The sequence below is a fragment of the Enterobacter cloacae complex sp. SYL003 genome (genome assembly GCF_049236925.1).
GTDB classification, from domain to species: Bacteria; Pseudomonadota; Gammaproteobacteria; order Enterobacterales; family Enterobacteriaceae; genus Enterobacter; species Enterobacter intestinihominis.
On sequence record NZ_JBMKJK010000010.1, the window covers coordinates 120,093 to 139,251 of the forward strand.

The 19,159-nt window shown below is 56.5% G+C and carries 18 protein-coding genes; 10 read left to right on the top strand and 8 right to left on the bottom strand.

Annotated elements, in window-relative coordinates; genetic code table 11:
• Positions 1 to 10: 10 nt before the first annotated feature.
• The 7 genes from speFL to kdpF form a co-directional block, all read right to left on the bottom strand.
• Positions 11 to 115, bottom strand: a complete 105-nt coding sequence (speFL, locus tag ACOT1A_RS14520; RefSeq protein WP_003858645.1) for a leader peptide SpeFL — start codon at positions 113 to 115, stop codon at positions 11 to 13.
• Between the two features lie 278 nt (positions 116 to 393).
• Positions 394 to 1,071, bottom strand: coding sequence for a two-component system response regulator KdpE (kdpE, locus tag ACOT1A_RS14525; protein ID WP_022647450.1), 678 nt, complete (start codon positions 1,069 to 1,071; stop codon positions 394 to 396).
• Positions 1,068 to 3,755 carry a two-component system sensor histidine kinase KdpD gene (kdpD, locus tag ACOT1A_RS14530; protein WP_105322553.1) on the bottom strand — a complete coding sequence of 896 codons (2,688 nt, stop codon included), beginning with the start codon at positions 3,753 to 3,755 and terminating at the stop codon, positions 1,068 to 1,070. Before kdpD ends, kdpE begins: the two co-directional genes overlap by 4 nt.
• Positions 3,756 to 4,331, bottom strand: a complete 576-nt coding sequence (gene kdpC, locus ACOT1A_RS14535; RefSeq protein ID WP_105322554.1) for a potassium-transporting ATPase subunit KdpC — start codon at positions 4,329 to 4,331, stop codon at positions 3,756 to 3,758.
• Positions 4,332 to 4,343: 12 nt separating this feature from the next.
• Positions 4,344 to 6,392 carry a potassium-transporting ATPase subunit KdpB gene (gene kdpB / locus ACOT1A_RS14540; protein WP_105322555.1) on the bottom strand — a complete coding sequence of 683 codons (2,049 nt, stop codon included), beginning with the start codon at positions 6,390 to 6,392 and terminating at the stop codon, positions 4,344 to 4,346.
• A gap of 18 nt (positions 6,393 to 6,410) precedes the next feature.
• Positions 6,411 to 8,090 (bottom strand): potassium-transporting ATPase subunit KdpA, encoded by a 1,680-nt coding sequence (gene kdpA / locus ACOT1A_RS14545; protein WP_105322556.1) that lies wholly within the window; start codon positions 8,088 to 8,090, stop codon positions 6,411 to 6,413.
• On the bottom strand, positions 8,090 to 8,179 hold the full coding sequence (kdpF, locus tag ACOT1A_RS14550) for a K(+)-transporting ATPase subunit F (protein WP_003858638.1): 90 nt from the start codon (positions 8,177 to 8,179) through the stop codon (positions 8,090 to 8,092). Before kdpF ends, kdpA begins: the two co-directional genes overlap by 1 nt.
• A gap of 310 nt (positions 8,180 to 8,489) precedes the next feature.
• Here kdpF and ACOT1A_RS14555 point away from each other — a divergent pair, with 310 nt between their 5' ends.
• From ACOT1A_RS14555 to nei, 7 genes are all read left to right on the top strand, one after another.
• The gene (locus ACOT1A_RS14555) at positions 8,490 to 8,696 is read left to right on the top strand and encodes a YbfA family protein (protein WP_014069366.1); all 207 of its coding nucleotides are present in this window, start codon (positions 8,490 to 8,492) and stop codon (positions 8,694 to 8,696) included.
• 598 nt (positions 8,697 to 9,294) lie between these two features.
• The gene (phrB, locus tag ACOT1A_RS14560) at positions 9,295 to 10,707 is read left to right on the top strand and encodes a deoxyribodipyrimidine photo-lyase (RefSeq protein ID WP_126291950.1); all 1,413 of its coding nucleotides are present in this window, start codon (positions 9,295 to 9,297) and stop codon (positions 10,705 to 10,707) included.
• Positions 10,708 to 10,717: 10 nt separating this feature from the next.
• Positions 10,718 to 11,461 (top strand): type 2 GTP cyclohydrolase I, encoded by a 744-nt coding sequence (locus ACOT1A_RS14565; protein ID WP_003858635.1) that lies wholly within the window; start codon positions 10,718 to 10,720, stop codon positions 11,459 to 11,461.
• Positions 11,462 to 11,475: 14 nt separating this feature from the next.
• On the top strand, positions 11,476 to 12,132 hold the full coding sequence (gene pxpB, locus ACOT1A_RS14570) for a 5-oxoprolinase subunit PxpB (protein ID WP_022647457.1): 657 nt from the start codon (positions 11,476 to 11,478) through the stop codon (positions 12,130 to 12,132).
• Positions 12,126 to 13,058 (top strand): 5-oxoprolinase subunit PxpC, encoded by a 933-nt coding sequence (pxpC, locus tag ACOT1A_RS14575; protein ID WP_022647458.1) that lies wholly within the window; start codon positions 12,126 to 12,128, stop codon positions 13,056 to 13,058. Before pxpB ends, pxpC begins: the two co-directional genes overlap by 7 nt.
• Complete coding sequence (pxpA, locus tag ACOT1A_RS14580) at positions 13,045 to 13,785, top strand: 5-oxoprolinase subunit PxpA (RefSeq protein ID WP_276170371.1); 741 nt, start codon at positions 13,045 to 13,047, stop codon at positions 13,783 to 13,785. The genes pxpC and pxpA overlap by 14 nt, the downstream gene beginning before the upstream one ends.
• An 18-nt stretch (positions 13,786 to 13,803) precedes the next feature.
• Entirely contained in the window at positions 13,804 to 14,595 is a 792-nt protein-coding gene (gene nei, locus ACOT1A_RS14585) for an endonuclease VIII (RefSeq protein ID WP_063150783.1), read from the top strand.
• A gap of 119 nt (positions 14,596 to 14,714) precedes the next feature.
• Here nei and ACOT1A_RS14590 read toward each other — a convergent pair whose 3' ends face one another.
• The gene (locus ACOT1A_RS14590) at positions 14,715 to 15,998 is read right to left on the bottom strand and encodes a citrate synthase (protein WP_006809584.1); all 1,284 of its coding nucleotides are present in this window, start codon (positions 15,996 to 15,998) and stop codon (positions 14,715 to 14,717) included.
• A gap of 639 nt (positions 15,999 to 16,637) precedes the next feature.
• Here ACOT1A_RS14590 and sdhC point away from each other — a divergent pair.
• Genes sdhC through sdhA form a run of 3 tightly spaced genes read left to right on the top strand, consistent with a single transcriptional unit; the run spans position 16,638 to position 19,149 of the window.
• The gene (gene sdhC, locus ACOT1A_RS14595) at positions 16,638 to 17,042 is read left to right on the top strand and encodes a succinate dehydrogenase cytochrome b556 subunit (RefSeq protein ID WP_026080740.1); all 405 of its coding nucleotides are present in this window, start codon (positions 16,638 to 16,640) and stop codon (positions 17,040 to 17,042) included.
• On the top strand, positions 17,036 to 17,383 hold the full coding sequence (sdhD, locus tag ACOT1A_RS14600; RefSeq protein ID WP_003858621.1) for a succinate dehydrogenase membrane anchor subunit: 348 nt from the start codon (positions 17,036 to 17,038) through the stop codon (positions 17,381 to 17,383). Before sdhC ends, sdhD begins: the two co-directional genes overlap by 7 nt.
• Positions 17,383 to 19,149: a succinate dehydrogenase flavoprotein subunit gene (gene sdhA / locus ACOT1A_RS14605; RefSeq protein WP_023299611.1), complete on the top strand. Its 1,767-nt coding sequence runs from the start codon at positions 17,383 to 17,385 to the stop codon at positions 19,147 to 19,149. Before sdhD ends, sdhA begins: the two co-directional genes overlap by 1 nt.
• Positions 19,150 to 19,159 lie beyond the last annotated feature (10 nt).

Below are 19,159 nucleotides of genomic sequence, written 5' to 3' on the forward strand. Positions count from 1 at the left end.
AGTCGAAGGACTACCGGGCGTTAAAGAGATGAAAGTCAAAACAGTTTCGGTGGGCAAACATCATGATATGTGTTGTCCGCCTTATATGGGGCATTAAACGATTATTGTTTTCCATGTTCATTTTCCTTTCAGTAATTGAAAGCACGGTCATTTTATCCAGGAAAAAGGGATTAACTGTGAAACAGATCACCAATAACCGATCATTTCAGAGATAATTAGTCGTTATGAGTGAATAACACAGATCAAAATGCTGTTTTGTTGGTTTGGTGTTAAATTGGTGTTCTAATTGTGTTTAAAGAGGGCGGATATAGCTATGAAAATAAACTCATCGTTATTTTCATGGCTATATTCAGGCTGGTGTGTTCTTTATTTAAAATTAAAGTGAATACTTATTCAGATCATAAACCGATATCCGATACCGGTTTCTGTTAATAAATGACGAGGACGCGCGGGATCGGCTTCAAGTTTCTGGCGAAGGTGTCCCATATAAATGCGTAAATAGTGACTATGTTCGACAGCATTCGGTCCCCAGACCTGGCTTAACAGCTGTCGCTGCGTTAACACTTTTCCGTGGTTACTGAGCAACACGGCCAGCAGACGAAACTCGATAGGCGTAAGGTGGATCTCTTCTTCCCCTCGCACGATGCGGCGGGCGGCAAGATCGACGCGGATATCGCCAAAGACGTACACCGGTTCAGAAGGAGTGGTGGCACTGTGTCGACGCAGCGCCACACGAAGCCGGGCCTGTAACTCGCCAATGCCAAACGGTTTGATCAGATAATCATCCGCTCCGGCATCCAGCGCGGCGATTTTATCCGTCTCTTCGGTGCGGGCAGAGAGCACTAGAATGGGCATCTGGCTCCACTGACGCACCTCACGAATAAAATCGATGCCATCGCCATCCGGAAGTCCCAGATCCAGGATCACCAGATCTGGCTTGCGGGTGGCGGCTTCAATTAACCCCCGTTGAAGCGTACCGGCTTCATGAACGCGCAAACCGTCGCCTTCCAGCGCGGTACGCAGAAATCGGCTGATAGCGAGCTCATCTTCAACAATCAGAACGTTAATCACAAATCCTCTGGTAATTCATCAAGTTCTGGTGGGGTTTCAAGAGGAAGTGTAACACAAAAGCGTGCCCCACCTTCCGGGCGGTTCTCTGCGGAAATGGTGCCGCCATGCACGTCAACAATCGCCTGGCAGATCGCCAGCCCCAGCCCAACGCCCGGAATGGCAGATTCCTTATTACCGCGCGCAAATTTTTCGAATATGGCGCGCTCCTGGCCGGCCGGAATACCCGGCCCGGTATCCCAGACATCGAGCCGCAGCACACGTTTATCCACCCTGGCAGCAATCCCCAGCCGGGCCTTTGCCCCGGCGTATTTAGCGGCATTTTCCAGAAGATTAATCAGCACGCGCTCAAACAGCGGGCCATCCACATGGATTAACGTCAGGGGTTCCGGCATGTCCAGCTCGATATGGCGCCCGCCGAGACCCGGCTCCAGCATCTTCAGCGCACTGCCGACAACCTCCTCAAGGGTGAGCCACTCTTTTTTTAGGTTAAACCCGCCGGACTGAATGCGCGCCATGTCCAGCAGGTTGTTCACCAGACGCGTGGTATTTAGCACGTGCTGACGAATTTCGCTGGCCTGCATCGCATGTTTTGATCCTTCCGCCGCCAGATCCAGCGTCAGAATTTCGGACTGACCAAACAGCACGGTAAGCGGGGTGCGCAAATCGTGAGACAGCGCTGCCAGCAGCGAATTGCGAATACTTTCGCGCTCGCTTGCCAGCCGCGCCTGCTCTTCGCTGGCGGTGAGCGCCAGCCGTTCAAGGGCGCTGGCGACCAGCAGGGTGAAGGTTTCCAGCAGGCGCTGCTGCTCGGGGATCATCAGCTGACGCAGGTTAGACGGCTCGACGATGACCAGCCCGTGATTTTTATCCGCGCTGCGCAGCGGCAGGATCTGGTAAGGCACCCCGGGCAGAGTGTCGGTGCCGGCACCGGCAGGTAAACCCTTATCAAAGCTCCAGCGGGCAATCGCTTCATCCCAGGGCGTCATCCCCGAAGGGGAGGTCAGCGGGCGAAGGCGCCCCTGCTCGTCGGGGAGCAAAATCAGGTTACTGGCGTGAAAGGTCGAACGGATAAACTGCTCGCTGGTCTGGACGATATCCTGCTGCGTGCGACCGACCGCCAGCGATTTTGACATCTCATACAGATGGCGGGTGCGCTGCTCGCGATAGCGGGCAATGCGTGCCTGGTAGCGCACGCCTGCCGTCAGATTCCCGATCACCAGCCCGACGGTAAGCATCACGGCAAAGGTCAGAATGTACTGCACGTCCGAGACAGCAAGCGTCCCGCGCGGAGCGATAAAAAAGAGATCGAAGCTGATGACGTTGATCACCGTTGCCAGCACCGACGGCCAGCGGCCATAAAAGAGCGCGACCACAACGACGCCCAGCAGATAAATCATGACCAGATTGGCGGCATCGAAGGCGATTAGCCACTGGCTGGCAATCACCGTAATCAGGGCGCAAAGGACCACGGCCACCAGGCAGCCCCGGATCTGGACGCGCCATTTATCGCCAAAGGTGCGTGCGTCCGGCGTACGGCCGGGCAGGGGGGCGGGCTTGTCATCCAGCGCGACGATGACTAAATCCAGATCCGGCGCGCGGCGTGCCAGCCTGTCGGCAAAAGATTCGCGGTTAAACCAGCGGCGATGCTGGCGACGTCCAATGACAATCTTGCCCAGGTTATGCTCGCGCGCGTAGCGCAGAATGGCTTTATCTTCCTGCGGATCGGACAGGGTTGCGGTTTCGGCACCCAGCTCCTGCGCCAGCCGCAGCGCGCTCAAAATGGCGCGACGCTGATTTTCCGGCAGGCCGTGAAGCTGTGGCGTTTCGACATACACCGCGTGCCAGACGCTGCCAAACTTCGCCGCAAGCCGGGCGGCGGTGCGGACCAGTTTTTCATTGCCGCTGCCGTGACCAATGCATAACAGAATGGCGTCACGCGTGTGCCAGACGCGCTCCCGCCCCTGCAGGTCCCGCCAGGCGCGCATCTGGTCATCCACGCGATCGGCGGTGCGGCGCAGGGCCAGCTCGCGCAGGGCAATCAGGTTTCCTTTGCGGAAAAAATGTTCGATAGCGCGTTCGGCCTGGCCGGCAATATACACCTTGCCTTCGTGCAGGCGCTGGCGCAGATCGTCCGGCGGCAGGTCAACCAGTACGACTTCATCAGCAGAATCAAAAAACGGATCGGGGACGGTTTCCCGCACCTGGATACCGGTTACGCCGCTCACCACGTCGTTCAGGCTTTCCAGATGCTGAACATTCACCGTAGTGAAGACGTCGATGCCGGCTTCAAGCAGCTCCTCAACATCCTGCCAGCGCTTCGGGTGGCGTGAGCCAGGCGCGTTGCTGTGCGCAAGTTCGTCCATCAGGATCAGCGCGGGGCGGCGGGCGAGGGCGGCATCAAGATCAAACTCCGTGACCAGCCGCCCGCGATGGCTGATACGCTGGGGCGGCTGCGTCGCCAGCCCCGTCAGCAGCGCAGCCGTCTCTTTGCGACCGTGGGTTTCCACCACGCCGATGAGAATATCAAGCCCCTGCGCCCGAAGCCGCTGGGCTTCCGTCAGCATGGCGAAGGTTTTCCCGACGCCCGCGCAGGCGCCGAAGAAAATTTTCAGCTTGCCGCGGTGGGCTTCAGCCGTTTGTTCAAGCAGCCTGTCCGGATCCGGGCGCATGGGCTCATCGGTCATTTAGTTCTTCCTTAGCGCATCCAGCGCCAGATTCAGCTCAACAATGTTCACTACCGGCATGCCGATGAAGCTGACCAGCGGCTTTTGCGTATGTTCTGCAACCAGCTGGCTCACCTGCTCGACGGTCAGCTGACGGGCGGCGGCCACGCGTGGGATCTGCCACGCCGCTGCGTCCGGCGTCAGGCTGTAATCCAGCCCGCTCGCGGAGGCGGTGACCAGCTCAACCGGCACCTCACGGCTGGCCTGCGGATTCGCGGCGCGCAGGGCGGCAACGCGTTCAGCAACGGCTTTGTCCAGGTCAGGATTACTGCCAGCCAGATTGCTGCCGCCGGAGGCCATTGGATTATACGGGCTTTCCGCAGTGGCGGAAGGGCGTCCCTGGAAGTAGCGCGGGTCCGTATAGTTTTGCCCAATCAGACGCGAGCCACGGTTTTCACCGTTCTGGATAATCAGCGAGCCGTTGGCCTGGTCCTCAAACCACCACTGGCCCAGCGCGGTTGTCATCAGCGGGTAAAGCCCGCCGGTAATCAGAGACAGCAGAATAAACAACAGTATAGCGGGACGTAACATCGTCATGAGATTCACCTTTTAAACCAGCCCGAACAGCATTAACAACATGTCGATAACCTTGATCCCAATAAAGGGCACCACCAGCCCACCCAGACCGTAAATCCAAAGGTTACGGCGCAGCATGGCGGCGGCCGTCAGTGGCTTATAGCTCACCCCTTTCAGCGCCAGAGGAATAAGAAAGACAATAATCAGCGCGTTGAAGATCACCGCGCTCAAAATGGCCGAGGCTGGAGAGTGCAGGTGCATCACATTCAGGGCATTCAGCTGCGGATAGGTTGCCGCAAAGGCCGCCGGGATAATGGCGAAATACTTCGCCACGTCGTTGGCGATACTGAACGTGGTCAGCGAGCCGCGCGTCATCAGCATCTGCTTCCCGATATGCACCACTTCGATCAGCTTGGTCGGGTTCGAGTCGAGATCCACCATGTTGCCCGCCTCTTTTGCCGCCTGGGTACCGGAGTTCATCGCCACCGCCACGTCGGCCTGCGCCAGCGCCGGGGCGTCGTTGGTGCCGTCGCCGGTCATCGCCACCAGACGACCTTCCGCCTGATACTGGCGAATGAGTGCCAGCTTCGCTTCCGGTGTCGCTTCGGAAAGGAAATCATCCACGCCCGCTTCGGCGGCAATGGCCGCCGCAGTCAGACGGTTATCCCCGGTGATCATCACCGTTTTAATGCCCATCTTACGCATCTGGGCGAAACGCTCTTTTATACCGCCTTTAACGATATCCTTCAGGGCGATAACCCCCAGAACGCTTGCACCTTCCGCCACCACCAGCGGGGTTGCCCCCTGACGCGCCACGCTTTCCACCAGATGGTCGACTTCCGGAGGGAAATGTCCATTATTGGCTTCAATATGACGGCGGATGGCATCAACGGAGCCTTTACGGATCATTCGGTCCTGAATGTTAATTCCACTCATCCGTGTTTGCGCCGTGAAGGGCACGAACGTGGCGTGCAGGCTTTGTACGTCGCGCTGGCGCAGGTTAAAGCGCTGCTTGGCGAGGATCACGATACTGCGACCTTCCGGCGTCTCATCGGCCAGCGAAGAAAGCTGCGCCGCGTCGGCCAGCGTTTTTTCATCCACGCCGGGAGCAGGTAAAAAGTCAGAGGCCTGACGATTACCCAGGGTGATGGTCCCGGTTTTATCCAGCAGCAGTACGTCTACGTCACCCGCCGCTTCAACGGCGCGTCCGCTGGTGGCGATGACGTTCGCGCCCAGCATACGGCTCATCCCCGCCACGCCAATCGCGGAAAGCAGGCCGCCGATAGTGGTGGGGATCAGACAGACCAGCAGGGCGATCAGTACGGTGATGCTGACCGCTGTACCGCCGTAGGCGGAGAAGGGCCACAGGGTCGCCGTTGCCAGCAGGAACACAATGGTGAGCGCCACCAGCAGAATGGTCAGGGCGATCTCGTTCGGCGTTTTACGACGCTGTGCGCCTTCCACCATGGCGATCATCCGGTCGAGAAAGGTTTCGCCCGGGTTAACGCTGCACTGGATCACCAGCCAGTCGGAAAGAATGCGCGTTCCGCCGGTAACTGAGGCGAAATCTCCGCCCGACTCACGGATCACGGGCGCGGATTCCCCGGTAATAGCGCTTTCGTCTACCGACGCGCCGCCCTCAATTACCTCCCCGTCGCAGGGGATGATGTCCCCGGCTTCCACCAGCACCACGTCACCTTTGCGCAGTTCATCCGCCGGAACGTGGACCATCTGCGCGCCGTATTTAGGTTCGCGTAATTTGCGCGCAAAGGCGGTTTTTTTGACCCCTTTCAGACTGTTGGCCTGCGCCTTACTGCGGCCTTCCGCCAGCGCTTCGGCAAAGTTGGCGAACAGCACGGTAAACCACAGCCACAGGCTGATGGCGCCGGTAAAGGTTGCATTTCCTGAAAGGTGTCCCGTTCCCATGGCAATCGCCAATGCGGTGGTGAGTAAACTTCCAGTCCAGACAATAAACATCACCGGGTTGTGCCACTGCACGCGCGGGCTCAGTTTTTTTACCGCATCCATGAGGGCCTGACGAACTAAGGTTGGTTCGAGCAGGGCCAGTTGTTTACGACTCATGACAAATTCTCCGCAAAATCAGCGTAAAGAGAGATATTCCGCAACCGGGCCTAACGCGAGGGCGGGGATAAAGGTCAAGGCACCTACCAGCAGAACGGTGCCAATCAGCAGGCCGACGAACAGCGCGCCGTGAGTCGGTAACGTACCGGTAGTGGTCGGCTGGATCTTCTTATTCACCAGTGTTCCGGCGATCGCCATGACGGGAATAATCACGCCGAAACGACCGAAGAACATGCAGAACGCCAGCAGACAGTTCCAGAACGGTGAGTTGGCACTTAACCCTGCAAAGGCGCTGCCGTTGTTGTTTGCGGCAGACGAAACGGCGTAAAGCACTTCGCTAAAGCCGTGAATGCCCGGGTTAAAGATGCCGCTGCGCCCGGCGTCGGTCATCAGCGCCAGGGCGGTACCGAGCAGCACAAGGGTGGGGGTGACCAGGATTGCCAGCGCGGTTAATTTCATTTCGCGGACGTCGATTTTTTTGCCGAGATATTCCGGCGTGCGGCCGATCATCAGCCCGGCGATAAACACGGCGAGCAGAACGAACAACAGCATGCCGTACAGCCCCGAACCGACCCCACCGAAGACTACCTCGCCAATCTGCATCAGCCACATCGGGATCATGCCGCCAAGCGCGGTGAAAGAGTCGTGCATGGCGTTCACCGCCCCGCAGGAGGCCGCCGTGGTGACCACCGCATAGAGGCTGCTGGCAAGAATGCCGAAGCGGCTCTCTTTGCCTTCCAGGTTGATATTGCTGTTAGCCCCCAGCTGCATGAAGTGGCTGTTGCCGTTCCATTCGGCCCACATCACCAGTGCTACGCAGACCACGAAGATTAACGACATGGCCCACAGCAGCGTACGGCCCTGGCGGCGATCGTTAACCACATCGCCAAAGGCGAAGCAGAGCGCGGCGGGGATCAGGAATATCGCCAGCATCTGTACAAAATTGGTTAATGCCGTTGGGTTTTCAAACGGATGCGATGAGTTGGCGTTGAAGAAGCCGCCCCCGTTGGTGCCCAGCATCTTGATTGCTTCCTGCGACGCCACTGGCCCCATTGGCAGGAGTTCCCTGCCCCCTTCAAGCGAGGTGTAAGGGGTATAAGGCTGCAGGTTTTGCAGAGTGCCTTGCTGTATAAAGAACAGGGCAATAATCAGCGCAACAGGCACCAGGATCCAAAGGGTGATGCGCGTGACATCAACCCACGCGTTGCCGAGCGTGCTGACATTCTGGCGGGCAAACGCGCGCGTCAGGGCGAAGATCACCGCGATACCGCTGGCTGCAGACAGAAAGTTTTGCACGGTTAACCCGGCCATCTGGCTGAAGTAGCTGAGCGTGGTTTCACCGGCGTAAGACTGCCAGTTGGTATTGGTGACAAAGCTGACCGCCGTGTTCAGCGCCAGATGCCAGGATAAACCTGGTAACTGCTGCGGATTCAACGGCAAATTGCCCTGGAGCATGAGCAGCGTAAAGAGGGCAATAAGCCCCACGATATTCAGAAGCAGTATCGCCATCAGGTACTGGCCCCAGCTCATTTCCCGGTCGCTGATACCTGAAATGCGCCAGAGCACGTTTTCAATTTTTCGCGTACCCGGCAGTGGCACGTTGTTTATCAGCCGTGCCAGCGCTGTTCCCAGCGGCCTGGCGAGCACAAGCAGCAGCAGTAAAAAGCTGGCAATAAGCAAAAACGCCTGAGCAGCCATCAGAATGCCTCCGCATTAATCAGGGCATAAATCAGATAACCCAATAACAGGAACACCAGCACGATGCCGGCAATCAGACCTGCACTCACACTCCACCTCCGGGTGACTTTTGTTGTTGTACAAACGGTAGGATTTGTGGCGCAAAGATTTCGCAAAAATCAGAAGGGCAGGTGTAAAAAAAGTATAAAAATGGGAAAGACCACAATTTAACTATTGTTAAGTAAATTGTTAACTTTTTTGTAACTTAATTACAGGCTTGAATGTAAATATTCACGAAATGGATGAAAATAAGTGGTCGGATGAGTAGTAAAATTACAAACAAAGCGGTATTATTTTAACCAGGTCACAGATTTCACATTTTCCGGAGACGGTTTCCGGCCAACTACAGGGGAGAAAAATATGGATCTTTATAAAGAGTATCCGGCTCATATCGTGTTCATGCGTCGCACTTTCGCCGTAGTGGCTGGCGTGCTGGCCCTGCCGGTGATGCTGTTCTGGAAAGATCGCGCACGTTTTTACAGCTATTTGCACCGCGTCTGGGCGAAAACCAGCGAAAAGCCGGTGTGGATGGATCAGGCCGAGAAAGCAACCTGCGATTTCTACTGATACGGTGTGACATCGTAGCCATAAAAAAACCGCCTACAGCAAAGTGGCGGTTTTTTTGTCCCTCGGGATTCGCGGTCCGTTGGGTAATCTTGCAGCCCCTACCCGGGATTTTTATCATACCCTTCTTTAAAAAGTTCGCAATCCACTTCACCTTTATAAATTCCTAATTTTACTGAAATAACTTACTTTTGGCGTTGGTGTTAATTATGATGCCACGTCCCTTTCCGCCATCTCGCAAATGGGCATCGGTCCTGGGAAAGGTGTATCCATAGCCGTAAAGCAGCCCGCCTACCCGGGCTTGTGTCCACCGATTTATCACCGGTGGTGATAGGTGGAGCGGTTAGCAGCAGGGACCGCATAGTGAAACGCTATTTATGCATCGCGTTCATTGTCGCCAGCGCACTCGTTGTAAAGAGTGATAAACCGGATGTGTTTATTGCCTTTACCCCGATAGCGCAGGACAAGTAGCGTTAAGGCCGCCTCGGGCGGCCTTTTTTATTTCATCCCGTCTACACTTCATGGCAAAGTAGTTCAATGCGTGCCTTTTTCCTTTTACGGCATGCCCTTACGGACATAATGGACAATTGCCTGGAGTTTTATGCCCACCCATCTGGTTTGGTTTCGCGCGGATTTACGCATTCACGACAACTTCGCTCTCGCGGCCGCCTGCCGCGCTAAAGACGCGAATGTGCTGGCCCTGTTTATCGCCACGCCTGAACAGTGGCGGCAGCATGACATGGCGCCCCGGCAAGCGGCATTACTCAGCGCGTATCTGAATGACCTGCAACATTCACTGGCCGAAAAAGGCATTCCGCTGATCTATAAAGAGGCCCATGATTTTGCCGCACAGCTTGAGATGGTGCAGGCAATCTGTAAGCAGCACGCGGTAACGCGTCTTTTTTACAACTACCAGTATGAATTTAACGAGCAGCAGCGGGATCGTCAGCTGGAGAAAAACCTTACGGGCGTGGTCTGTGAAGGCTTTGATGACAGCGTGATGCTCGCACCGGGCAGCGCGATGACCGGCAGTCACGAAATGTATAAAGTTTTCACGCCGTTTAAAAATGCTTTTATCAAACGCCTGAAAGAGGGGCTGCCAGAATGCGTTCCCGCCCCGGCCATAAGAGGGGAAACGATAACGGATCTGCAGGACATCAGGCTGAATTATCCCCAGCAGTCGTTTGATGAAACAGTATTCCCCGCCAGCGAGAAAGCGGCTATCGCCCGGTTGCGTCAGTTCTGCGCGCAGGGGGCGGCGGATTACGAGGCGCGGCGGGATTTTCCAGCGATTGAAGGCACCAGCCGCCTGTCGGCCTGTTTAGCGCTGGGCGCGCTCTCCCCGCGCCAGTGTTTACATCGGCTACTGGCGGAACAGCCTCAGGCGGTAGACGGGGGGGCGGGCGCAGTGTGGCTGAACGAACTGATCTGGCGTGAGTTTTATCGCCATCTGATGACGTATCATCCTGATTTATGTAAACATCGCCCCTTCATTCGTTGGACCGATAAGGTACAGTGGCAGTCGAATGATAAGCTGCTGAAGGCATGGCAGCGTGGGCTCACCGGCTTCCCGATTGTTGATGCGGCTATGCGGCAGCTCAATGAAACCGGGTGGATGCATAACCGTCTGCGTATGATTACCGCCAGCTTCCTGGTAAAGGATCTGCTTATCGACTGGCGAACCGGAGAGCGTTATTTTATCTCTCAGCTGATCGATGGCGATCTGGCGGCAAATAACGGCGGCTGGCAGTGGGCGGCCTCCACCGGCACGGATGCGGCTCCCTATTTTCGGATCTTTAATCCGACCACGCAGGGACAACGATTTGACGTCGACGGCGAGTTTATCCGTCGCTGGCTGCCTGAACTTAAGGATGTCCCCGCCAAAGCCATTCATGAACCCTGGGCATGGGCGGATAAACAGCGTGTTACCCTGAACTATCCCCGTCCCATTGTCGACCATAAACAGGCGCGCGTCGCCACGCTGGCGGCGTATGAAGCAGCCCGAAAAGTTTGAGAGAATGATGATGAAAAACAGTGAACTGGAACGCCTGATTAACGAAAAACTCAACACCGCCTCGTTTAGCGACTACGGTCCGAATGGCTTACAGGTGGAGGGTCGCGAGACGGTGCAAAAAATCATCACCGGCGTAACGGCAAGCCAGGCGCTGCTGGATGAGGCGGTGCGTCAGGAAGCCGACGCGGTGATTGTCCATCACGGTTATTTCTGGAAAAACGAATCACCGATTATTCGCGGCATGAAGCGCAACCGTCTCAAAACGCTGCTGGCGAATGACATCAACCTGTACGGCTATCACCTGCCGCTCGATGCGCATCCTGAACTGGGGAATAACGTTCAGCTTGCGCAGCTGCTGGGGATAACCGTGATGGGCGAAATTGAACCCCTGGTGCCGTGGGGTGAACTGTCGATGCCGGTGCCGGGTCTGGAGCTGGCATCGTGGATCGAAGCACGCCTGGGGCGTCGTCCGCTGTGGTGCGGCGACACCGGGCCGGATACCGTGAAGCGCGTGGCATGGTGCACCGGCGGCGGCCAGGGCTTTATTGATAGCGCGGCGCGTTTCGGTGTCGACGCCTTCATTACCGGCGAGGTTTCCGAGCAGACCATTCACTCTGCCCGTGAACAAGGCCTGCATTTTTACGCGGCAGGCCATCACGCCACCGAGCGTGGCGGCATCCGCGCCCTCAGCGAGTGGCTGACGGAAAATACCGATCTGGATGTGACGTTTATTGATATCCCTAATCCGGCCTGATGAGAGGTAGTTAAGTGCAGCGAGCGCGTTGTTATCTTCTGGGTGAAACCGCAGTGGTTCTGGAACTTGAGCCTCCGGTGACGCTTGCCACGCAAAAGCGTATCTGGCGTCTGGCTCAACGACTGCCCGAGCTACCTGGCGTGGTTGAAGCTATTCCGGGTATGAATAATATCACCGTGGTGCTGCGTGATCCGCACACGGGGGCGCTGGATGCCATTGAGCGTCTGCAACGCTGGTGGGAGGAGAGCGAGGCGCTGGAGCCGGAATCGCGGACGATTGAGATCCCGGTTGTCTATGGCGGCAAGGGAGGCCCCGACCTTGGTGTGGTGGCCGAACACTGTGGATTAACGGAGAAGCAGGTTGTGGAGCTGCATAGCTCAGTCGACTATGTTGTCTGGTTTTTGGGATTTCAGCCGGGTTTCCCCTATCTGGGCGGGTTATCGCCCCAGTTGCATACGCCGCGCCGGGCTGAGCCACGCCTGAGCGTACCGGCGGGCAGCGTGGCGATTGGTGGTGAGCAAACGGGAATTTATCCGCTCGCCTCGCCGGGAGGCTGGCAGCTTATCGGGCACACGTCCACGCCGTTATTTGAACCAGGCCAGGACGCGCCCATACTCCTGCGTCCGGGGGATACCCTGCGCTTTATCCCGCAAAAGGAGGGGATATGTTAACGCTTATTCGCGCAGGGCTTTACACCTCGGTACAGGATGCCGGGCGCTTTGGGCTGCGTCAGTCGGGCGTGAGCTACTGCGGTGCGCTTGATCGTCCCTCGCTGGAGATTGCCAACCTGCTGGTAGGCAACGCCGGCAGCACGGCGGCGTTAGAAATTACGCTGGGTCAGTGCGTGATTGAGTTTGGTCAGGAAACCTGGTTTGCCTTAACCGGCGCGGGCTGTGACGCGACGCTGGACGGCAAAGCGGTGTGGACCGGCTGGCGCCTGCGGGCGAAAGCCGGACAGCGTCTGACGCTCAAGCGTCCTCTGCACGGCGTGCGCAGCTATCTTGCGGTGGCGGGAGGTATCGACGTGCCGGAGGTGCTGGGCTCATCCAGCACCGACCAGAAAGCGGGAATGGGCGGACATGAAGGACGGCTGCTGCGCGACGGCGATCGCCTGGCGATTAAGCCATCAGCGCGCCATTTCACCACCACGCAGGGCGTGAAGCAGCTGTTGTGGGGGAACCTGATCCGCGCCCTGCCGGGGCCGGAATATCATGAGTTCGATGAGGCCTCAAAAGAGTCTTTCTGGCGCTCGCCATGGAAGATCAGCCCGCAGAGTAACCGCATGGGTTACCGGCTTCAGGGCCAGCCGCTGACCCGCACGACTGACCGGGAGCTGCTTTCCCATGGTCTGTTGCCGGGGGTGATTCAGGTGCCGGGCAACGGCCAGCCTATCGTACTGATGAACGATGCGCAAACCACGGGAGGATATCCGCGTATTGCCTGCATTATCGAAGCGGATCGCTACCATCTGGCGCAAATTCCTCTCGGTCAGCCAATTCATTTTGTGCAGTGTTCGCTGGAGGAGGCGCTGAAAGCCCGTCAGGATCAGCAGCGTTATCTCGAACAGCTGGCGTGGAGGCTCGATGGTAAAGATTGATTTAAACGCCGATCTGGGGGAGGGCAGCAGCGCCGATGCGGCGCTGATGACGCTGGTCTCCTCGGTGAACATCGCCTGTGGGTTTCATGCCGGCGATGCGCAGACCATGCTGGCGAGCGTGCGCAATGCCGTGAAAAACGGCGTGGCGATAGGCGCTCACCCCAGCTTTCCGGACCGGGAAAACTTTGGTCGCACGGCGATGGATCTGCCGCCTGAGACGGTTTACGCGCAAATGCTCTACCAGATCGGCGCCCTGGAGGCGATAGTGCGCGCTGAGAAGGGCGTGTTGCGTCACGTCAAGCCGCACGGCATGCTCTATAACCAGGCGGCGAAAGATCCGGCGCTGGCAGACGCCATTGCCCGCGCGGTACGGGACTGCAATCCGCGTCTGGTGCTGGTGGGCCTGGCGGGCAGCGAGCTTATCCGTGCCGGCGAACGGCTGGGGCTGATTACGCGGCAGGAAGTGTTTGCCGATCGGGGATACCTGCCGGACGGCAGCCTGGTTCCGCGTACGCAGGCCGGTGCGCTGATCACCGACGAAGGTAAAGCGCTGGCGCAGACGCTGGAGATGGTGCGCTTCGGGCGAGTAACCTCAACGGAGGGTACAACGGCAAACGTTCAGGCTGATACGGTGTGCTTACACGGTGACGGCGAGCATGCGCTCCAGTTTGCACGACGCCTGCGGGCGGCGTTCTCGGAAGAGGGCATTGTTGTCAGCGCAGAATAATCATGAAAGGACAATAACATGCCAGAAGGTCCGGAGATCCGCCGCGCGGCGGATAGCCTGGAGGCGGCGATAAAGGGCAAACCTCTGACACACGTCTGGTTTGCCTTTCCTCAACTCAAACCGTTTGAATCGCAGCTGGTGGGACAGACGGTGACCCACATTGAAACGCGCGGCAAAGCGTTACTCACCCACTTTTCCCATAACCTGACGTTATATAGCCACAATCAGCTTTACGGCGTCTGGCGGGTGGTAAAGGCGGACGAGCAGCCGCAAACGACCCGCGTGCTGCGCGTGCGGCTACAAACGGCGGATAAGGCGATCCTGCTCTATAGCGCTTCTGATATCGAAATGTTAACGCCGGAGCAGTTGCTCACGCACCCGTTCTTACAGCGGGTTGGGCCGGACGTGCTGGATATGCGCCTGACGGCAAGCGATGTGAAAGCCCGGCTGTTATCGCCCACATTCCGCAACCGGCAGTTTTCCGGGCTGTTGCTCGATCAGGCATTTCTGGCGGGGCTGGGAAACTACCTGCGGGTGGAGATCCTCTGGGAAGTCGGGCTGGCGCCGCAGCACAAAGCGTCGCAGCTAAGCGATGAACAGCTGGAGGCGCTGTCCCACGCGTTGCTGGACATTCCCCGGCTGTCGTACAACACGCGCGGCGTGGTGGATGAGAACAAGCATCACGGGGCGCTGTTTCGCTTCAAGGTGTTTCATCGGGCGGGTAAAAAGTGCGAGCGGTGCGGCGGGGTGATTGAGAAGGCGACGATCTCTTCCAGGCCGTTTTACTGGTGTCCTGGGTGCCAGATGTAAAAAAGCCGGGTGGCGGAGGTAAAAGCAAAACGGCAACGAAAGTTGCCGTTTTTAATGTTTTCACCCTCTCCCTGTGGGAGAGGGCCGGGGTGAGGGCATCAGGCCGCACCCAACATTTTTTAGCGCTTAATGTCAGACTTAAAATCACGCTGCTCGTAGCCGGTATACAGCTGACGAGGACGCGCGATTTTCATGCCTTCGCTGTGCATTTCGTTCCAGTGCGCAATCCAGCCCACGGTACGCGCCATGGCGAAGATTACGGTGAACATGGAGGACGGAATGCCCATCGCTTTCAGAATAATGCCAGAGTAGAAATCGACGTTCGGGTAGAGTTTCTTCTCGATGAAGTACGGGTCGTTCAGCGCGATGTGTTCCAGCTCCATCGCCACTTCCAGCAGATCATCTTTGGTGCCCAGCTCTTTCAGCACTTCGTGGCAGGTCTCACGCATGACGGTCGCGCGCGGGTCGTAGTTTTTGTAAACACGGTGACCGAAGCCCATCAAACGGAAGGAGTCATTCTTGTCTTTCGCGCGGCGCACGAACTCAGGAATGTGCTCAACGGAGCTGATTTCTTCCAGCATCTTCAGTGCCGCTTCGTTCGCGCCGCCGTGCGCCGGTCCCCACAGGGAGGCGATACCCGCAGCGATACAGGCGAACGGGTTCGCGCCGGAAGAGCCAGCGGTACGGACGGTAGAGGTCGAGGCGTTCTGTTCGTGGTCAGCGTGCAGGATCAGAATACGGTCCATCGCGCGTTCCAGCACCGGGTTCACTTCATACTCTTCACACGGCGTGGAGAACATCATGCGCAGGAAGTTACCTGCGTAGGAGAGGTCGTTGCGTGGATACACAAACGGCTGACCGATAGAGTATTTGTAACACATCGCCGCCATGGTAGGCATTTTGGACAGCAGACGGAACGCCGCGATATCACGGTGACGTGGGTTATTCACGTCCAGAGAATCGTGGTAGAACGCCGCCAGCGCACCGGTAATACCGCACATGACCGCCATCGGATGAGAGTCACGACGGAACGCATGGAACAGACGGGTAATCTGCTCATGGATCATGGTGTGACGGGTCACGGTGGTTTTAAATTCATCGTACTGGGCCTGCGTCGGTTTTTCGCCGTTCAGCAGGATGTAGCACACTTCCAGATAGTTGGATTCGGTGGCTAACTGATCGATGGGGAAGCCGCGATGGAGCAGGATACCTTCGTCACCGTCAATGTAGGTGATTTTGGATTCGCAAGATGCGGTGGAGGTGAATCCAGGGTCAAAGGTGAATACCCCTTTGGAACCCAGCGTACGGATATCAATAACATCCTGACCGAGCGTGCCTTTTAGCACATCCAGTTCAATAGCATCATCACCATTTAGGGTGAGTTTTGCCTTTGTATCAGCCATTTACGGTCTCCTTAGCGCCTTATGCTTAAGACTGCGCTTTACCGGATTTGCTTTCAGCTGTTAATCATCGTTACCAGATTGTTATTTGGCTTACCGCTCAGCTCACGAGGAGAAACCAGGGTACAGAGCTATGGCGCCTTGCAGGTAAACGAATGAAATATCAGTGAAACAACAGCAAATCAGCGTTTTTGCAGTCCGAATTATTCAAACCTGTATATCACTAATAACTGTCCTGATAACTTCGGTCAATACCATCACACTGTTACATAACTATTTGTCAGGTGAAAGAGAGACCTCATAACTTTTGCGCATTATATGCCTTTTCTGATGACGTTTGTAACAATATTGTTTAACATTTGTCAAATCAGATGATTAAAAATTAAAAAGATGTTGTTATCGTGACCCCGATCACTGTTCCAGAGAAAACCCAACAAACTGTATGTAGGTTAATTGTAATGATTTTGTGAACGGCCTATACTGCCGCCAGGTCTCCGGAACACCCTGCAATCCCGAGCCACCCAGCGTTGTAACGTGTCGTTTTAGCATTTGGAAGCAATGTTTTGCATGACGCGCAGTTATAGAAAAGGAACGCTGTCTGACCCGCATCGCAGTCCGGAGGAAGGAAACAATAAGAACAGCATGTGGGCGTTATTCATGATAAGAAATGTGAAAAAACAAAGACCTGTCAATCTGGATCTCAAAACGATCCGATTCCCTGTAACAGCAATAGCGTCCATTCTGCACCGTGTTTCTGGTGTGATTACGTTTGTGGCGGTTGGTATCTTGCTGTGGTTACTGGGAACCAGCCTCTCATCTCCTGAAGGATTCCTCCAGGCCTCAGCCATCATGAACAGCTTCTTCGTGAAATTTATCATGTGGGGCATTCTGACCGCGCTGGCCTATCACGTGGTTGGCGGCGTTCGCCATATGCTGATGGACTTTGGCTACCTGGAAGAGACGTTCGAGGCCGGTAAACGTACCGCTAACATTTCATTTGTGATCACTGTCGTGCTTTCACTTCTCGCAGGAGTTCTCGTATGGTAAGCAACGCCTCCGCATTAGGACGCAACGGCGTACATGACTTCATCCTGGTCCGCGCTACCGCCATCGTCCTCACGCTCTACATCATCTATATGATCGGTTTCTTCGCCACTAGCGGCACACTGACGTGGGAAATCTGGAGTGGTTTCTTCGGATCGGCCTTCACCAAAGTGTTCACCCTGCTGGCCCTGTTCTCCATCCTTATTCATGCCTGGATTGGCATGTGGCAGGTGTTGACCGATTACGTTAAACCGCTGGCGATTCGCCTTCCGCTGCAACTGATTATTGTTGTTGCTCTGCTGGTTTACGTCATTTATGGATTTGTTGTGGTGTGGGGTGTGTAATGAAACTGCCAGTCAGAGAATTTGATGCTGTTGTGATTGGTGCGGGTGGCGCAGGTATGCGCGCCGCACTGCAAATTTCCCAGAGCGGCCAGACCTGTGCGCTGCTCTCTAAAGTATTCCCGACCCGTTCCCACACTGTGTCTGCGCAGGGCGGTATCACCGTTGCGCTGGGTAATTCCCATGAAGATAACTGGGAATGGCACATGTACGATACGGTAAAAGGTTCCGACTACATCGGCGACCAGGATGCCATCGAATATATGTGTAAAACCGGCCCGGAAGCGATTCTGGAGCTGGACCACATGGGTCTGCCGTTCTCCCGTCTGGAAAATGGCACCATCTATCAGCGTCCGTTTGGCGGCCAGTCGAAAAACTTCGGCGGCGAACAGGCGGCACGTACCGCAGCAGCGGCTGACCGTACCGGTCACGCTTTGCTGCATACCCTTTATCAGCAAAACCTGAAAAACCACACCACCATCTTCTCCGAGTGGTATGCGTTGGATCTGGTGAAAAACGCCGATGGCGCGGTGGTGGGTTGTACCGCACTGTGCATTGAAACCGGTGAAGTGGTCTATTTCAAAGCGCGCGCAACCGTGCTGGCCACCGGCGGCGCAGGCCGTATCTATCAGTCCACTACCAACGCCCACATCAACACCGGTGACGGCGTTGGGATGGCTATCCGCGCTGGCGTGCCGGTGCAGGACATGGAGATGTGGCAGTTCCACCCAACCGGTATCGCCGGTGCGGGCGTGCTGGTGACAGAAGGCTGCCGTGGTGAAGGTGGCTATCTGCTGAACAAACATGGCGAGCGCTTTATGGAGCGTTATGCCCCGAATGCGAAAGACCTGGCGGGTCGTGACGTGGTGGCGCGTTCCATCATGATCGAAATCCGTGAAGGCCGCGGCTGCGACGGCCCTTGGGGCCCGCACGCGAAGCTGAAACTCGACCATCTGGGTAAAGAAGTGCTGGAATCCCGTCTGCCGGGCATTCTGGAACTGTCCCGCACCTTCGCCCACGTCGACCCGGTAAAAGAGCCGATTCCGGTTATCCCAACCTGTCACTACATGATGGGCGGTATTCCCACCAAAGTGACCGGTCAGGCGCTGACCGTGAACGAGCAGGGCGAAGACGTGGTCATCCCTGGTCTGTTCGCGGTAGGCGAAATTGCCTGCGTATCCGTGCACGGCGCAAACCGTCTGGGCGGCAACTCCCTGCTGGACCTGGTGGTATTTGGCCGTGCGGTGGGGCTGCATCTCCAGGAATCTATTGCCGAGCAGGGCGCGTTGCGTGATGCGACCGACGACGAAATTGATGCCTCTCTTGAGCGCCTCAACCGCTGGAACGGCAACCGTAACGGCGAAGATCCGGTAGAAATCCGTAAAGCGCTGCAAGAGTGTATGCAGCACAACTTCTCGGTATTCCGTGAAGGTGACGCGATGGCCAAAGGGCTTGAGCAACTGAAAACGATCCGCGAGCGTCTGAAGAATGCCCGTCTGGACGATACCTCAAGCGAGTTCAACACCCAGCGCGTTGAGTGCCTGGAGCTGGATAACCTGATGGAAACCGCGTTCGCGACCGCGATGTCGGCAAACTTCCGTACCGAAAGCCGTGGCGCCCATAGCCGCTTCGACTTCCCGGATCGTGATGACGAAAACTGGCTGTGCCATTCCCTGTATCTGCCAGAGTCGGAAACCATGACGCGTCGTAGCGTTAACATGGAACCGAAACTGCGTCCGGCGTTCCCGCCGAAGATTCGTACTTACTAATGCGGAGACA

Coding starts and splice junctions, on each gene's coding strand:
- speFL (WP_003858645.1), bottom strand. CDS start 115: ATGGAAAACAATAATCGTTTAATGCCCCATATAAGGCGGACAACACAT.
- kdpD (WP_105322553.1), bottom strand. CDS start 3,755: ATGACCGATGAGCCCATGCGCCCGGATCCGGACAGGCTGCTTGAACAA.
- kdpC (WP_105322554.1), bottom strand. CDS start 4,331: ATGACGATGTTACGTCCCGCTATACTGTTGTTTATTCTGCTGTCTCTG.
- kdpB (WP_105322555.1), bottom strand. CDS start 6,392: ATGAGTCGTAAACAACTGGCCCTGCTCGAACCAACCTTAGTTCGTCAG.
- kdpA (WP_105322556.1), bottom strand. CDS start 8,090: ATGGCTGCTCAGGCGTTTTTGCTTATTGCCAGCTTTTTACTGCTGCTG.
- ACOT1A_RS14555 (WP_014069366.1), top strand. CDS start 8,490: ATGGATCTTTATAAAGAGTATCCGGCTCATATCGTGTTCATGCGTCGC.
- phrB (WP_126291950.1), top strand. CDS start 9,295: ATGCCCACCCATCTGGTTTGGTTTCGCGCGGATTTACGCATTCACGAC.
- ACOT1A_RS14565 (WP_003858635.1), top strand. CDS start 10,718: ATGAAAAACAGTGAACTGGAACGCCTGATTAACGAAAAACTCAACACC.
- pxpC (WP_022647458.1), top strand. CDS start 12,126: ATGTTAACGCTTATTCGCGCAGGGCTTTACACCTCGGTACAGGATGCC.
- pxpA (WP_276170371.1), top strand. CDS start 13,045: ATGGTAAAGATTGATTTAAACGCCGATCTGGGGGAGGGCAGCAGCGCC.
- nei (WP_063150783.1), top strand. CDS start 13,804: ATGCCAGAAGGTCCGGAGATCCGCCGCGCGGCGGATAGCCTGGAGGCG.
- ACOT1A_RS14590 (WP_006809584.1), bottom strand. CDS start 15,998: ATGGCTGATACAAAGGCAAAACTCACCCTAAATGGTGATGATGCTATT.
- sdhC (WP_026080740.1), top strand. CDS start 16,638: ATGTGGGCGTTATTCATGATAAGAAATGTGAAAAAACAAAGACCTGTC.
- sdhD (WP_003858621.1), top strand. CDS start 17,036: ATGGTAAGCAACGCCTCCGCATTAGGACGCAACGGCGTACATGACTTC.
- sdhA (WP_023299611.1), top strand. CDS start 17,383: ATGAAACTGCCAGTCAGAGAATTTGATGCTGTTGTGATTGGTGCGGGT.